This is a genomic window from Photobacterium sp. Ph5 (genome assembly GCF_022129445.1).
Classification (GTDB): domain Bacteria; phylum Pseudomonadota; class Gammaproteobacteria; order Enterobacterales; family Vibrionaceae; genus Photobacterium.
Genome location: NZ_JADQAQ010000075.1, coordinates 1 through 16109, shown reverse-complemented (window position 1 = coordinate 16109; position 16109 = coordinate 1). Strand labels below are relative to the sequence as shown.

Annotated in this window: 14 protein-coding genes; 6 read left to right on the top strand and 8 right to left on the bottom strand. The window is 36.7% G+C overall.

Annotation, left to right across the window (positions count from 1 at the left end; translation table 11 throughout):
• The 5 genes from I3259_RS18975 to nrdD all read right to left on the bottom strand — a co-directional run.
• A partial coding sequence (locus I3259_RS18975) for an IS4 family transposase (RefSeq protein WP_238031263.1) occupies positions 1-934 on the bottom strand: 934 nt, incomplete at its 3' end.
• A 119-nt stretch (positions 935-1053) separates the two neighbouring features.
• Positions 1054-1317, bottom strand: coding sequence for a DUF2960 family protein (locus I3259_RS18970; RefSeq protein WP_005365828.1), 264 nt, complete (start codon positions 1315-1317; stop codon positions 1054-1056).
• A 105-nt stretch (positions 1318-1422) separates the two neighbouring features.
• On the bottom strand, positions 1423-3510 hold the full coding sequence (locus tag I3259_RS18965) for an EAL domain-containing protein (RefSeq protein ID WP_238031262.1): 2088 nt from the start codon (positions 3508-3510) through the stop codon (positions 1423-1425).
• Positions 3511-4020: 510 nt separating this feature from the next.
• Positions 4021-4497: an anaerobic ribonucleoside-triphosphate reductase-activating protein gene (gene nrdG, locus I3259_RS18960; RefSeq protein ID WP_238031261.1), complete on the bottom strand. Its 477-nt coding sequence runs from the start codon at positions 4495-4497 to the stop codon at positions 4021-4023.
• Between the two features lie 106 nt (positions 4498-4603).
• Positions 4604-6730 (bottom strand): anaerobic ribonucleoside-triphosphate reductase, encoded by a 2127-nt coding sequence (gene nrdD, locus I3259_RS18955; protein ID WP_238031260.1) that lies wholly within the window; start codon positions 6728-6730, stop codon positions 4604-4606.
• A gap of 330 nt (positions 6731-7060) precedes the next feature.
• Here nrdD and I3259_RS18950 point away from each other — a divergent pair, with 330 nt between their 5' ends.
• Together I3259_RS18950 and I3259_RS18945 are read left to right on the top strand one after the other, a co-directional pair.
• The gene (locus tag I3259_RS18950; protein WP_238031259.1) at positions 7061-8167 is read left to right on the top strand and encodes a GGDEF domain-containing protein; all 1107 of its coding nucleotides are present in this window, start codon (positions 7061-7063) and stop codon (positions 8165-8167) included.
• A 253-nt stretch (positions 8168-8420) separates the two neighbouring features.
• Positions 8421-9308, top strand: coding sequence for an endonuclease/exonuclease/phosphatase family protein (locus I3259_RS18945; protein WP_238031258.1), 888 nt, complete (start codon positions 8421-8423; stop codon positions 9306-9308).
• A 65-nt stretch (positions 9309-9373) separates the two neighbouring features.
• On the opposite strand, the gene I3259_RS18940 is transcribed toward I3259_RS18945, so the two are convergent.
• Entirely contained in the window at positions 9374-10723 is a 1350-nt protein-coding gene (locus I3259_RS18940) for a VpsR-related response regulator (RefSeq protein ID WP_238031257.1), read from the bottom strand.
• A 299-nt stretch (positions 10724-11022) separates the two neighbouring features.
• On the bottom strand, positions 11023-12561 hold the full coding sequence (locus I3259_RS18935; protein WP_238031256.1) for a phospholipase D family protein: 1539 nt from the start codon (positions 12559-12561) through the stop codon (positions 11023-11025).
• Positions 12562-12724: 163 nt separating this feature from the next.
• On the opposite strand from I3259_RS18935, the gene I3259_RS18930 reads away from it, so the two are divergent.
• Both I3259_RS18930 and I3259_RS18925 read left to right on the top strand, forming a co-directional pair.
• Positions 12725-13117 (top strand): DUF2750 domain-containing protein, encoded by a 393-nt coding sequence (locus tag I3259_RS18930; RefSeq protein WP_005365846.1) that lies wholly within the window; start codon positions 12725-12727, stop codon positions 13115-13117.
• A gap of 67 nt (positions 13118-13184) precedes the next feature.
• Complete coding sequence (locus I3259_RS18925; RefSeq protein ID WP_238031255.1) at positions 13185-13538, top strand: HopJ type III effector protein; 354 nt, start codon at positions 13185-13187, stop codon at positions 13536-13538.
• 83 nt (positions 13539-13621) lie between these two features.
• Here I3259_RS18925 and I3259_RS18920 read toward each other — a convergent pair whose 3' ends face one another.
• The gene (locus tag I3259_RS18920) at positions 13622-13954 is read right to left on the bottom strand and encodes a hypothetical protein (protein WP_107207562.1); all 333 of its coding nucleotides are present in this window, start codon (positions 13952-13954) and stop codon (positions 13622-13624) included.
• A 279-nt stretch (positions 13955-14233) separates the two neighbouring features.
• On the opposite strand from I3259_RS18920, the gene I3259_RS18915 reads away from it, so the two are divergent.
• Positions 14234-15016, top strand: a complete 783-nt coding sequence (locus I3259_RS18915; RefSeq protein ID WP_238031254.1) for a phosphoribosylglycinamide formyltransferase — start codon at positions 14234-14236, stop codon at positions 15014-15016.
• Between the two features lie 212 nt (positions 15017-15228).
• Positions 15229-16017, top strand: a complete 789-nt coding sequence (locus I3259_RS18910) for a phosphoribosylglycinamide formyltransferase (protein ID WP_238031253.1) — start codon at positions 15229-15231, stop codon at positions 16015-16017.
• The last annotated feature ends 92 nt before the right edge of the window (positions 16018-16109 follow it).

Below are 16109 nucleotides of genomic sequence, written 5' to 3'. Positions count from 1 at the left end.
GCCAGTAGATGCGCAGTAGCTCTTCGAGTGGGTACTGATTTGGATCAGCCAAAGAAGTAATAAAACCTTCAATTTCACCCGCAGGATCTTTGTACAGTACAAGCCTTGCCTGCCACCTGGCAGGCAGCTCAGAGTTCTTCTTTCTCGCCTGCGGGGATATTGGCATCTCGATGAGCATGTCGTTGTCAGCGTATTCCTCAATGACTTCATAACGAAGCTTACGTTTTATTGGTGTTAGCCAGTGACTGTTAACTGCCGCTTCTTGCCAGTTAATCAGTAAATCTGCAGAGAAATAGCAACGGTCGAATAAGGTGAGTGAATTAGCGGGAACATCAGTTAGCAGGCGATGCGCTAATGTCACTTCACCAACATTGCACGCATCAAATGATGCGCCCAGCATCATGCGAGTTTCAGCAGCCATCAATCCAACTAATCGAAGCTGAGGGTAAGGTTTGTAACTCTTAGAAATGAAGCCAAATGATTCAGCATTTTCTTTTGAGTCAGGGCATCGAAAAGTCGTACCATCGACAGCAAGAACATTGAGGTTTAGGACGCTGTTTAGCTGAAGTGCATCGGCTTCCCACGCCGAAATAGCGGTCTTAAAAAGCGCAGCTAAGGGAGCTTCATCTAATCGACGTCGACTGTCTGTGAGCACACTAGGCGCAACTCTAGACCAACTATTCTCAGGTTGAGGTTGGAGTGCCAAGTCTAGAGAGCTACATACTTCCTTGATAGACTTGTTGCGTTGTAAACCCATCCAAATGACGAGCCATACGGCTTGTTGAGCTGGTAATCTGCGACGCCGAATACTTGCTTTGTTAGTATTATGAAGAGCCTGTTCAATCCATTCCATCTCAATAGCATTAACAACAGACTCATAGTTACTACTATTTTCTATCGTTTCATGCGCTTGGTTTAACTCATCAACTAACATAATAAAAATCCCTACCAACAAAAGTTGGTAGGGATTATCACGCAATCTTAGGATCGTTCAAGTACCTTAAACGATCGGCATTAGGCGATTATAGCCAGCTTTTTTCGTTTATTTACCAACTATTTTTGGCCAACACCGCGATTTTCTTTTTTCGCTAATGCGATTTTACCAAAGCCTAGCTTACGAAAATGACTATCACGATAGTCACGTGCTGCTTTACTTGAATTTGAAACTGCTTCAACTTGCAATTCCATTTTTAGAAATGACGTTAAGTCGATACCTTCTGCAGCTGCTACCGCTTCATGAATATTACGGTATTGATCAAATGAAAAAATCAGCTCTTTTTCTTCATTTTTGTAGGTATAGATAATAGTGCGTGACATAACGTCCCCAGTAGAGCATAAAAATGGATACGAAATTTACCGTATATCCTTTTAAGATGGAAGTGTAAACAACACGGTATTATTTAAAAATCTGTCACCATAAAACTATACGTCGGTCGCTGTTACCTTATTAATTGTTAGATCATTATTTATATTGTTATTAGAAACAAAGTCTTGTAATAAGTTATTAGCAAAAATATCTTGTTGCGACATTGGTCGATAATAATAAAAACCTTGAATATAGCGCACACCTACAGATTGAATAAATTCAACTTCTTTTAGATGCTCTACCCCTTCGACCACAATCTCAGCATTGGTGATCTTACCGAGTTGTACAGCGAGACTAAACAGATCTTTACCTCGCTGTGTTTCCAAATTAAGAACGAGTGTTCGGTCTATTTTTACTTTATCAAAATCAAAACGCGATAAGTAAGCCAGTGATGAATAGCCAGTACCAAAATCATCTAATGCTACTGCAATACCTAACTCATGTAATTGATCGATGACTTTCGCAACATCCGCTTCATTTTGGACCAATAACTCTTCAGTGATCTCAATTTCAATTTGAGAAAATGACAGTGAGCTTTCCTCAATATGTGCTTTAATTGTTTGAATAAAGTTTTTAGATAAGACAGTATCCGGTGAAATATTTATTGATAATTTAACGTTCTCATTTACTTTGGCAAACCGCTCGCCGGCACGTAATGCTTTATCAAAAACCCAATAATCTAAATCTGGCATCAACCCTAATTGATTAAAGGCTGCTAAAAACGTGGGGGGGAAAATTTTTCCGTCATTATTTTGATAACGGATTAGGGTTTCAAAACTTATAACCTTATTGGTATTGACATCAACCTGAGGCTGGAAATACAGTAAAAACTCCCCTTCCGCCTGTAACCGCTCGATCTCTTTTTGTGCTTTTAAATTTTGATGTAACGATGGTATAAAGCTTGTTAAGCGTGTTTTCACTTCAATTTCATCACTGGTAAATAAGCGATTTGAAAATACATCTGAGACACCAATACCAAGACTCCGTTTATCCATTACTTTAAAAAACGGATAATAAATTGCCACACCAATTAAGATGATAACCGCTTGTAAAATTGCGCCTGAAATAGCCCCTCCAGTTGCAATATAACCGCTAAGTAAAGGTGGCATTAACCAACTTTGGATCTCAGTTAATGGCGGCACAATTCCCCAATACATCGCCCCATAAGCCACCACAAAACCAATAGCAGGAGCAACAAGAAAAGGAATAATCATAATTGGATTAAAAATCACAGGCACGCCGTAAAGTACAGGCTCATTAACGTTAAAAATACATAATACTAAGGAAGCTTTTGCTAATACTTTATAACCTTCACTTTTTGCAAATAAAAGCATACAAATAACTAAACTTAATAAGTTACCGCTACCACCAATACCAGTAAAGAAATCATAAAAATTAGTGCTGATAATGTTAAGATCCACACCAAAATTATGCCAAGCTGAAATATTCACCATAGTAATATCGTAAAGTTCAGCTTTATACATATGAAGTACGTTATGACCATTGATTCCTACCGACCAAAAAGCCCCACGCAATAATTCATAAATAAGGCCATCAATAAACGATGTAGGATCAAGTGATGGCAGAATATCAAATGACAAGGTTACTGAATTAACAATAAGGTAGATAAGCTGACTAATGGTTATCAACGTACCAATTGACACAACGGCGCCAGCTAACATATTTGCCGAACTATCAATCACTGAATCACGATCGCTGCCTCTAAATATGCGGAATTTCTTTAACCGAGAAATTAATTCACAAGTGACGTAAGCTGTTAATAAAGAAAGTGGGAAACTGTTTGGCAATGGCATAATTGCCGATAAAAAGTCCCATTGATAAGAAACAACGAAATAAACCGTTAACGCACTGGCAATGGATGCCCCTTTAGGAATACGTTTTACAGAAGAGAGGTATGTAACAAGATAAAAGTTGATCAGTATAGGAAACATCAAACCCGTTGATTCACCTACATATCTTATCGTGCCAGTTAATGAATCATAGCCGTAGTGTTCGCTAAATATCGCTATAAGTTCACAAAATGTGGATATTAATGCCAGTGGTAGAGCCATAATAAAGACATTCGAAACAGCAACAAGATACTTATTCGACGAGAGCTCTGACATTACTCTGTAAACAGTCATAACTATTTTCTTATTTAATTATGATAAATACTATCAGCTCAACGCTGCCTGTATTTCACGGTTTCGTACCAACATTCGTGTTAATAAAATCATTTCAATCATCACGAACAACGCTAACTTATTATTATATTTCAGTAAATTATACTATCAATCATATCAATTTATTATAACTGATAATTTATAAAATACTGTGCTACCTATCACTTCACACAAAACATGTAAAAATAATGTTTGATACACTATTTAGAGTGGTATCTCAAATAAATAAGTGACATACAACCAAGATAACAACAATGTAAAAATAAGCACGTTGACATGTTTTAAACGTATTCTCGCTTCCTAGGCATTAGTAAAATCATACACTGCCTTTTCCCATAGTTATGCACAGAAACAGTGGATAACTTTACTAACACTGTGAAAAAAAACACTTTTCGTGTGCTTTTTATCCAGAAATAATTATCCCACAATCAGTGAATTATGATATCAATCCAATATTTTATGAAATATTAATTATCCATCTTTTTTATTTAAATAGTGGATAACTTGATTCTCACTACCACGCCACACTAAAGAGGGATCTCGTTTCTCTTGTTCGTACTTCCCATCCACAAGCACATCAATAAGATCAACAATTTCTTGTTGCTGTTCTGTTAACTCTGCAAGTTTATATCCAGTCCATAACCAAATATCTTTACCAATACATTCACTACGGACACGTTTTACCAACTTTAAAATATCAGGCACATTCTTTGGGTGTAACGGATCGCCCCCAGATAAAGATAAACCACGACGTTTTATTCTAGTATCGTTCAAATCATTAATGATCTGATCTTCCATCTCTTGGCTAAAGAAATGTCCTGCGTCTAATCGCCATGTACTCTGGTTATAACAACCTCGACACTGATGAATACACCCAGAAACAAACAAACTTGCACGAGTGCCCGGCCCATTAACAATATCGACAGGGTAATAGTTGTGATAATTCATATTGGTCACCTACACTCACTTATTCTTCATTTAATAATAATCTTAAAAAGAAAAAGTGCCCTCTCAGGCACTTTTATCTATTTACACTATGCACTCAAAATAGAGATTACATGTGCTTAACACGACGTTTAACTTCTTCTTGTTTGCCAAAGTTAAACGGGCGGGCGTCTGGGCTACCTAAATAACCACATACACGGCGTGTTACTGATACTTTTGATGGCTCGTGATTACCACACTTAGGGCATGTAAAGCCTTTACTTGTACAGTCAAACTCACCCGTAAAGCCACACTCATAACACTCATCAATTGGTGTATTAGTGCCGTAGTAAGGCACACGTGAGTAGCTGTAATCCCACACGTCTTCTAATGCTTCAAGGTTATGTTGAATATTTGGATATTCACCGTAACAAATGAAACCACCGTTCGCGACATCAGGATAAGCCATCTCAAAGTCAATTTTATCGTATGGGTTTACTTTCTTTTCAACATCTAGGTGGAAGCTATTTGTGTAGTACCCTTTGTCCGTTACACCTGCAACAACACCAAATTCTTTAGTATCAATTGCACAAAAACGACTACATAGGTTTTCACTTGGCGTACTGTATAAGCTAAAGCCATACCCAGTTTCTTTCTTCCATGCATCTGTTGCATCGCGTAAACGTTGAACAATGGCAACCGCTTTTTGGCGAAGCTCTTCACTGTCGTATACATGCGTGTCGTTGCCATAAAGTGCATTTACTGTTTCATGAATACCAATGTAGCCAAGAGAAATGGAAGCACGACCATTTTTGAAGATTTCTGATACATCATCATCTTCTTTTAGGCGCACGCCACATGCACCTTCCATATATAGAATAGGAGCAACGCGAGCTTTCACACCATCAAGACGAGAGATACGCGCATCAAGTGCACGACGAGATAAGGCCAAACGCTCATCTAATAATGTAAAGAAACGTGCTTCATCACCTTTTGCTTCTAATGCAATACGTGGAAGGTTAATGCTTACAACACCAAGGTTATTACGACCTTCGTGGATCAATTCACCATTTTCTTCATACGGACCAAGGAAGCTACGACAACCCATCGGCGTTTTAAATGAACCCGTTACTTCAACTAACTTGTCATAGTTCAAAATATCTGGGTACATGCGCTTAGAAGCACACTCTAACGCCAATTGCTTAATATCGTAGTTCGCGTCATCTTGTTTATGGTTTAAGCCATCTTTAATGGCAAACACAAGCTTAGGGAATACTGCTGTCTTATGGTTTTTCCCCAAACCCGCAATACGGTTTTTCAAGATAGACTCTTGGATCATACGTGATTCCCAAGATGTACCTAAACCAAAACCGAATGTAACAAACGGTGTTTGACCGTTTGCGGTATGTAATGTGTTTACTTCATACTCTAGTGATTGGAATGCGTCGTAACATTCTTTTTCTGTACGTGCATTAGCAAAAGCAACTGGGTCTTCAATTCCCCACTCTTTTGCTACTTCTAAATGCTTTTCATAACTAACAGTAACGTAAGGCGCTAATACCTCATCAATACGATTGATAGTTGTTCCACCATAGATGTGGCTTGCAACTTGCGCAATGATCTGAGCTGTAACTGCTGTTGCGGTAGAAATAGATTTAGGAGTATCTATTTCTGCATTACCCATTTTAAAACCATGGGTCAACATGCCGTTTAAATCAATCAGCATACAGTTAAACATAGGGAAGAAAGGTGAATAGTCCAGATCATGGAAGTGAATATCACCACACTCATGTGCTTTAACAATGTCACGCGGTAACAAGTGTTGAGTCGCATAGTGTTTAGCAACAATACCAGCCAGTAAATCACGCTGAGTTGGAATCACTTTACTGTCTTTGTTCGCGTTCTCATTAAGTAAAGACGCATTGCTTTGCTCAATCAAACCACGAATTTCATTATTTAGGCGACTTTTCTTTTCACGTGCAATATCGCGGTCATGACGATACTCAATATAGGCACGGGCAACTGTTTTGTGAGGACCAACCATCAATTGGTTCTCTACAGCGTCCTGGATAGCGTGAATTTCTACTTCTTCAGCATGCTGGAATTGAGCTAATGTCGCTTCAGCAACAGACATTGCATCCACTTCACTCATATCCATGTCATTGATTGACTTAGCTGCACCCATTACCGCTTCTTTAATGCGTTGCATTTCGAAGGGTACACGGCAGCCATCACGCTTAATCACAACAAGTTTCACACCAGGCTCCTAAATATACAATATTCATTACAGTGTCACGTAAACACAAAATATAGGTATTCGGTATACACGTAACAACAAGATGTGGGTATTAGGCGAGATTTTCGAAAAACAAACATTGATCTAAATCAATTTATTTTTAAGAGAGATTACGATCCGAGCGATGCGTTTGATACGTCACAAAATTCTTTATGGAAGCAAATTTACATATACAATTGTCAATAAAATTATTTGGTATTTAACTAAAAAAAACGAGAAAAAATTCTTGCTTTTCTGCTTAATGAAGTAGACTTGTTTGACTACTTTTTTCAAGGTTGATTTAAATTTTTAATGGATGGCTTAACACTTACACAGCGTATCAATAAAGTAACCTATAAAAACCTTCGTATTGGTTTTTTATGGTCATCTAAGATATCTATGATGATCTTATCTTTAATGTTAGTCACGTTATGGCTCAATCATTTCACGAATAGATCTGATGTCTCATTCGTATTAACAGCACAGTTTACTTGGCAGATCCTACTTTCTGGTTTTGGACTCATTTATTTTAACCGAAGTGTAGAGCCAGCAAATTATCGCTTAGTTAGCGCCTTTTATAGCTTTACCTATGGTTTAAGTTGGGGCGCAACCATCTTAATTTTAGGTCTATATGTACAATTCACCTTGCTTTCTGAAGTCTTAGCTAACCTGACGACGATGGTGGCATTACTTGGGTTTTACACCTATCGAAATGCCTTATATCTCGCGGTTGCACCAATACTTGCTTTAAGTACTTGGATAACAATCGAAGATGATCGCTTCACATTACTGTTCTCGTTTGAGAAGCTTATGATCACTGCTATCATCGTAGAATCTGGGCGTCGTGTATTATATCGCTGGTTCAGTAACCGTGTTCAACAAGAGCACGAAAATAAGCGTTTGTTAAAAGAATTAAATCATCTCGCCTCACGAGATCAATTAACCCAAATTAAAAATCGTCGTTTTTTCCAAATTGAACTTGAGAAGCAAATTCAAACAGCACAACGCTTACGTATCCCTTTATCTCTAATATTAATTGATATTGATCACTTTAAAACATTTAACGATAGTCAAGGACATATTGCGGGAGATGAATGTTTAAAATTGGTTGCAAAAGTAATTGATGCGAGCTTACTTCGAGGTACAGATAGTGTTTCTCGATTTGGAGGAGAAGAATTTGTCGTTTTACTGCCAAATACTAATCTTGACGGTGCTATTTTAGTTGCACAACGTATTCAAGAGAACTTAGCAAAAGTTGCTATTGCTCATCCAGCCTCTCAAACCAGTCATGTCGTGACAATTAGCCAAGGTATAACCTCATATGAGAGAAACCAACGTCCAACCCAATTTGTAGAAATAGCAGATAACAATTTATACGATGCTAAAAAATCAGGACGAAATTGTTATATTGCAGCTTAAAAAGTAATAACCCATACATTTTGTTTGAGATAACGCACTGCATACTATATTAAGAATGGCTTTCAAGTAGTGTGATAACTCACTCCAGAAAATTACATTTACCAGTAATAATGAAACTGAATTTTCATCATAAATATTATAATAAAGCTTTAAAATTTAACGTAAAAATAAGGAGTACATAATCCCGTATTTATGCTTTTTTGCAATTCAATTCATACTCGCTAGTGTTTGTCAGGCAAATTCATTCACATTAATGACGTGGAATTTGCAATGGCTTTCAGAGCAACAGCAAGAGGTAAAACGCACCCAGCAAGATTACACTATCTTAAAACAGATTTTTTTAACCTATGAACCTGATATTCTCGCCTTTCAAGAAGTCAATGATGCAGCAAGCTTGTATCGCATTGTTCCTAACGATCAATATGAGATATTCATGTCATCAAGGATAAAAAACAAAGATGATATTTTTAACGGAAGCAATCAATTCACAGGTTTTGCTGTTAAAAAGCATCTTGCTGTTAAAACATATCCAGATATAACAACGTTAAGCTCTCCAGCAATTGCACTAGAAAAAAAGCATTTTAAACAAAAATTACGTTATGGTGCTGCAATTAAAGTAACTCTGAATCAACATGATATTGTCATTGTAAGCGTACACTTAAAATCAGGTTGCTTTTCACCTAAACAGCTCACAAAAAAACATAAAAAATCCTGCCAAACACTAGATTTACAACGAATATTATTGCAACAGTGGATCAACCAGCAAGAAATGAAAAAGCAGCCTTTTATCTTAATTGGCGATTTCAATCATCGTATATCACTTAATACAGCAAATGACACAACTCACTTTTTATCCAGAAGCAATCCGCAAAGTACTATAAAATGGCTAACTAAAAATGTTAAAGGTAATTGTTTAACCAAAAGAATAAAAAACAACAAACCCTATTATCGTCGTTATAAACATTTAATTGATCACGGCTATAGTAGTAATAGTTTCCATGTCACGTCTGTTCAACAGATCCCCTATTCTCCCCAACAAGTCGAACATAACCAATTAAGTGATCACTGCCCAATAATCTTTGATCTCAACTTTACGCCGTCTCGCTCTTCATTCCTCAACGGCAATAAACAACAGGCATAGAAAAACCCACTTACCAATACTTTAACGAAAAAGCACTGAATAAGTGGGCTATTATTCTTCTAAGTTTAGTCTGCTGCGTAATTTGAACCATTGTAGTAACGCACATCAGGCACAATATTATGTTTATTCAACAGTCGATACATTGTCGCTCTTGAAACGCCAAGATCTTTTGCGGCTGATGCCACCTGACCACGATGGGTTTCTAATACGGCAACCAGTACGTCTTTTTCTGCTTCATCTTTAATATTACGTAAGCTTTGCTTCATATTAATTTTCTTAGGTAAATCAAAATGCTCAACACCTACTTCATTACCATCTGTTAATAATGAAACTCGTTTAATTTGATTAATTAACTCTCGTACATTACCCGGCCAATTATAACGAAGAAGTAACTGCTTCGCTTCTTCATTATACTGAGTTGCAATGGTGTTATATTCTCTTGAGTACTTTTGTAAGAAATATTCAGCCAAAGCAATAATATCAGCACCTCTTTCACGCAACGTAGGTACTGAAATATGAAAAACATTAAGACGGTAAAACAACTCTTTACTAAAGGTTTCATTCGCAATGGCTTGCTCTAAATTGGCACTGGAACAGGCAATAACACGAACATCACACTCTCTGGTGTCTTCTAAAGAATCATTGGTCGGCTTTTGTAAATAAGCAAGAAGTCTCTGTTGTAGGTTTTTGGATAACTCCTCAATACCATTGAGTAAAACAGTACCTGCTCTTATCGTATTATCAGATACATGTTCTCCGTCTGTATTTAAAAAGGCTATTTGCTCATCATCATCCATGACTGATGCACAATTTATCATTGTAAAACTGTCATTTCTTCGTTTACTTAAATTATGGATAGAATTAGCAATAAGATCTTTTCCAGTCCCTTGCTCACCACTAATAAAAATATTAACGTCTGTCATTGCCACACGCCGAACCATATCCCTTAAATGCTTAATTGATTTAGATTCACCAAATAACCCTACATCTTGCTGAGAATCTAACTCAGTCCAAGAATTAGATTCAATCTCTAACATTCCCAATTGATGACCGACAGTTTCTAATAAATGTGTTGATGGGATCGGAATTGAAAAATAATCAATACAATAATTATTTATAAATTGACAAATAGCATCCATTCCGAGCTGTTCTTTCTTAATAACAGCGATCCATTTTACTTGCTTGGTTTTATTTGCCCTTAAAGAAATGCTATTCAAACTAAAATCATTATTACTAAGATCGACAATACATATACAAGGACTATATTCTTCCAAGATGGCATCAGCAGTACGAAGGTCATAACAACAATGTGTTTTCCATCCAGTTTGTTCCAATAACGCAATCCAAGGTTCATAAGTACAGCCAATAGCAACGAGTCTAGCTTTAAATGTTTTCTTATCACACTGTGCTACCATTGAGGTCACCTTTTATAATATCGTTAATTTCCCTCTTTTTTATAATATAGGCAATAAATGAATAATATGCCTCGTATTAATATCGAGACATAAATAAAATATATACCATTTATTTTGCATACCAAATTGCAAAATAATACATTATTTTATCTAATTCATTATCTTATTTATTAATTATAACTATTTTTTTGATGTTATATTTTTATCTAATTCTTCTTTTGACAATAAAATACAAGATATAAATATCTTTAAATATCTAATTACTTATGTTTTCTTGTATAAGAATATCTACATTCTTATTATAGTAGGAAATTAAATAGCCATGAAGGTAACCACATAAATTTCATTTTTGTTGTATCTGGCTCACCTGCACCATAAACATTAACTGGGTTATTTTGGCTATCGATTGCCTGACTCTCCCCTACAATTTGGTATCCATTCCGTGCTCGGGAACGAATACTCCCCTCAATGTCAGCGACAAGCTGATCGTTACCACGGCAAAAAAGCCCCATTTCAGTATTATAATGATTAGAACGGTTATCAATATTGTACGTTCCCACCATCACTTCACTTTGAGCAGCACCATTTCGTTTATATATTTGTGTCTTTGAATGCATGCCCCATCGCGCACTTTCAACCGCTTTACTCACTGTTGCTGTTTCATTGATCCATTCACCAGCATGAAGATAGACATGCATTCCAGCAGCTTGCCAATCATAGACATGACTATACAATTGCGCGGCCACATAAGTGGCATCGGTTGAGGATAAAGAATTAGTGTATAGCGTCATATCGATATTTTTATCGAGTAATATTTGCATTAAATGCTCTGACTTTCGATTATTCAGTAAATAAGGAGATGCCAATATTAAACTGTTATCTACTGTCATTACTTTATCGAAAATGGTTTTACGTAAAAAACGATAATTATCACTATACGGATCTTTAAATCGGGTCCAGAAAGATCCGCCTGGTGCATCTGAAGTAAATGTCGTTTCAGGACATAAGTAAGTCTTTTTCGCCATTAAAATCGGCCTTGCGATAGCTTCTATTCTTGCTCTTGCGGCCTCTTCTATTTCTGTATGAGCCAAAAAGGCTTGAACAGCTTCCTGCTTACGCTCATATTTTTGTAACTCAATACGATTATTAGGTACTTCAGGAGAGTAATAACGCTCACTGATATCATGTTCAAAAAACGCATTAAAAGAATCTTGCATCGCTTTAACAATCGATCCTGATACATGCAGGTCACGATCAAGAAAATTATATTGTTCTGAAAGATCAAAATAATCATTTTCGATATTTCGTCCCCCAGTTATCGCTTCTTTACCGTCAACCACCAGCAATTTTCGATGATTACGAAAGTTTATCGTAGAAATATAATACAGAGGTGCGGCATTATAATAGCGAACATCAATACCATGAGCTTTCAAACCATCAGCATAATATTCATCAAACTCAAATACGGTGGCAGATTTATCAATTAATACCCGTACTTTTACTCCTCGCTTTGCTGCTGCCACTAATTCTTGCACTATTATTTTCCCACTCATATCAGGAGAAAAAATAAAGTATTCCACCTCAATCGTTTTATGGGCACGTTGGATCATATCAATACGGGTTTGTAATGCTGCAATACCGCTATTTAGTACCGTAATGTCATTGCGTCCTACGCCACTATCCGGCTGATAAATATCAACTTGATGAAATGGGTAAGGATTCGATGACGAAAGATCATGATAACTTTCAAAATCTTCATCCCAATAAACCCAATTACACCCAGAGAGTAGTAATGATAATGACACGGTCGTTGCAATAGTACGGCAAGTAAACAACACAGGCTCCTTGTGCTATATAGATAAATCCCTTTATTATTTCATCTTGCATGACAACCCAATAAAACCCCATAAAATTGTAATATCAGTAGGATAAAACAAGATCTCTGTTCTATTTTGATTTATTCTTACAAACAATCGACATAACTACCAAGGTAATACACCCATGTCTACGCCATTAGATGCAACAGCAATTGAAACAATCCAAGGTTTTGATGCCGAAAAGCGTTACAAGCATTTAGTTAAAGAAGTTGTCGCTAACCGTGAAATTTGGATCCTTATCGATGAACACGGTTGTGTAATGCTTAATACCGATGATGAAGACTGTGTACCAGTATGGCCAAATAAAGAGTTTGCAGAAGCATGGGCGACTGGTGAATGGGATAATTGTAAAGCAGAAGCTATTTCATTAAACAAATGGCATAGCCGTTGGACTCATGGCCTTGAAGATGACGAACTGGCTATCGTTGTATTCCCAATTCAAGATCAAGAAGGTTTAGTGATCTACCCTGACGAACTAGATTACGAGCTAAAAAACCAAGCAAAAAAACAGCGTTAATCGCTGCTCGAATTTACAATACTAAGGTCAGAATTATTCTGGCCTTTTTTATAGGAGAAAAACGTAAATGGACGCACTACTTCAAACCATTAAACAAAATCCAACCACCGTTGAATTTGCCGACGTTATGGCTGTGATCACCAAGCATTACGATTATCAAGCCACAACTTTTTACAATGGTTTAAAAGATGATACGTTAAAAAATGATACAGGAACAAATGAAGGTTCATGCAAGATTTTTGCTTTTGCACAATTAAATCAATTATCAGAACAAGAAACGCTAGCTTGTTTTGGTCAATATTACCGTCAAGATGTGTTAGAATATCCTGATAACAATGACCATCAAAATATTCGTCATTTCATTAAATACGGTTGGTCTGGCATTCAATTTGATACATTCCCGTTAACGGCTAAAGCTTAATCACAAACAAGCCATCACGATAATTACTCTTTATCAACTTAGAGTAATACGATGATGGCTTGCTTAATATAATAATTGAAAAATTAGCTTAACGGCTTATTACAATGACTGCATTTCTGCGGAGGCTTCATAAAAAATGGGGAGCGAGTTGCCTGACCACAGCTATCACAAAACTTGGTAGAACGAATAGTCAGCAATGTTAATGGCACCAATAACACTAGAATCGCAACTAACCATACCGTTGGTGGTTGCATATAAATAATAAACCCGCCAATCACAACGTTACTAAACACGGTATAAATTGGCCATAATTTACGCTTTTTTGCTACATCCTTACCGCGTTGAAATATCATCACACTACCAACAACCAGTGCTACCCAAATAACGATAAAACCAATTAATAGATTTTCCTGCATTACTTACTATCCCTACGATTAAATACTATAAAAACTTACATTGAACAAATTTCAAACAACAAAAGTAACTTACCACTCCCATTAAAAGCATAATTACCCTTTTAATGGGTGTGGTTTTATGACCTTTCTCACAATGTTGATTTATCGTTAATAGAAATCAACATTTTTATTACCACATTCCGAAATAAAGTATTATCTTTAGCGCCAGAACAGGACGTTCAAGAATAAACCACAGACTTAGCTGCCATTTGCTAGTGCGCTGTGCTAAAGGAGTAAAAAATGGTTGTTCACACTGTAGCTCGTACTCATCGTCTACTACCTTTTGCTGTTAGCAATAACACGATTGCTGATGCTATGTTTCAACATTCAAAAAATTGCCATGAATTTAAGCTTATTGATACGACGAATGCATTACTTTATTCATCGCATTCTATCAAAGAGTTACAGCAAATTCCTAGCTGGCATCAGTACAATATTACACAGCCTTATGATCAGTTAGAAAAGCTATATCAGCACGCATACCCAGCTCAACAAGAGTTAAATATGCTGTTAGAGGCTGCTGCACTTATTAGTCAATCACAGGCTTTTTTACCAGGTATTAAAAGCCAAAAGCGGGCTGAGAAAAAAATTGCTACAGAATTACGCGGTAACGTAAACAAACTCACCGATATTGTGCGTGGGAGTGTTGTCGCAACAAATATTAGTGATTTAGTAAAAACATATAACTACTTAGCCCAACATAGCAATATCGTTAAAGTGAAAAACCGTTTCGATGCCCCTACTGTATCAGGCTATCGCGATATCAAAGTATTAGTTCAACTTACCAATAGTGGACTTATCGCTGAAATTCAACTGCACCTTGAAGCCATTGCAGAAATCAAAAATGGTGAAGAGCATGATATCTATGAAGCGATTCAAAACATCGAACGTATTTCGATCATTAAACGCCGAGCGTTAAATGATATTGAAAAAATGCAAATCAAGCGCTTACAGAATAAGTCTCAAGCACTATATGCAAAAGCATGGCAAACCTATACCCAGCCTTTCAATCTAGCCAGCTAATAAAACAACATACAATAATGTGATATATGCCGCATTTTTATGCGGCATTTTTGTGATTTTATGAATATTGACACAGAGTTTACTTCCCATTCAGGCTATATTGTTAACATCAAATCCGAAAGTAAAACCAAGCGCCGACAAACGACACAACACTTTTTAATACCCTTTTTGTGTGTTTGATATTGAAGAACAATATCGTTGGGAGTTGCTTAATGGATGTAAAATCTGTTCTACGTACAAGCTTTATTCTATTCTGTATGCTTAGCCGTTCAGTGGTTGCAGCACCTGCTGTTGCGCCCGCATACACAATCACAGACCAACCATCACCAACACGCTTATCTCAAGCAAGCCGTAAGTCATTTCAACGTGATTTAAGTGGTTTATATAGCATCCAATCTTGGAAAAATAACAACATTGCACAACCTTATGATGACTTTGCTACCTTGTACCAAGCATCAACTCAAGCGCAAGTTGAATTAGAACAACTTATGCGTAGCATTAGCCTTGTTTCATCAACTGAAGCATTGGTGCCTGCTGTTAAATCAATGGCACGCGCACAACATAAAATTGAAACAGAGCTCAATGGTCAAACCAATAAAATTACCGATATCGCTCGTGCATCTTTGGTTGCAAACGATGTTTCATCACTTGTTCAATCATTTGAGCTATTAAGCAAAGAAGCCACGATTGTTGGTGTTAAAAACCGTTTTAAAAAACCAACGGCTTCAGGTTACCGTGATTTAAATGTATTAGTAGAACTGCCACAAAGTAAAATCATTGCAGAAGTGCAACTTCACTTAAAAGATATTTCTGATGTGAAAAATGGCAAAGAGCATGAAATTTACGAACAAATCCAAAAAATTGAGCGTCTAGCACTACAAGAAAAGCGTCCGGTATCTGAATTTGAACAGTCAAAGATTAATAAGCTTCGACAAGAATCATTGCACTTATACCAAACGGCTTGGCAGCAATACTTGCACCCAACCAGTGTTGCTGTTTAGTTCTCTTCCCCATTAACCAAAACGCCCTATTAATTAGGTAATGCCGATCAGTTAAGACAAAAATGATCAGTTGAACGATCCTATAGATGTGT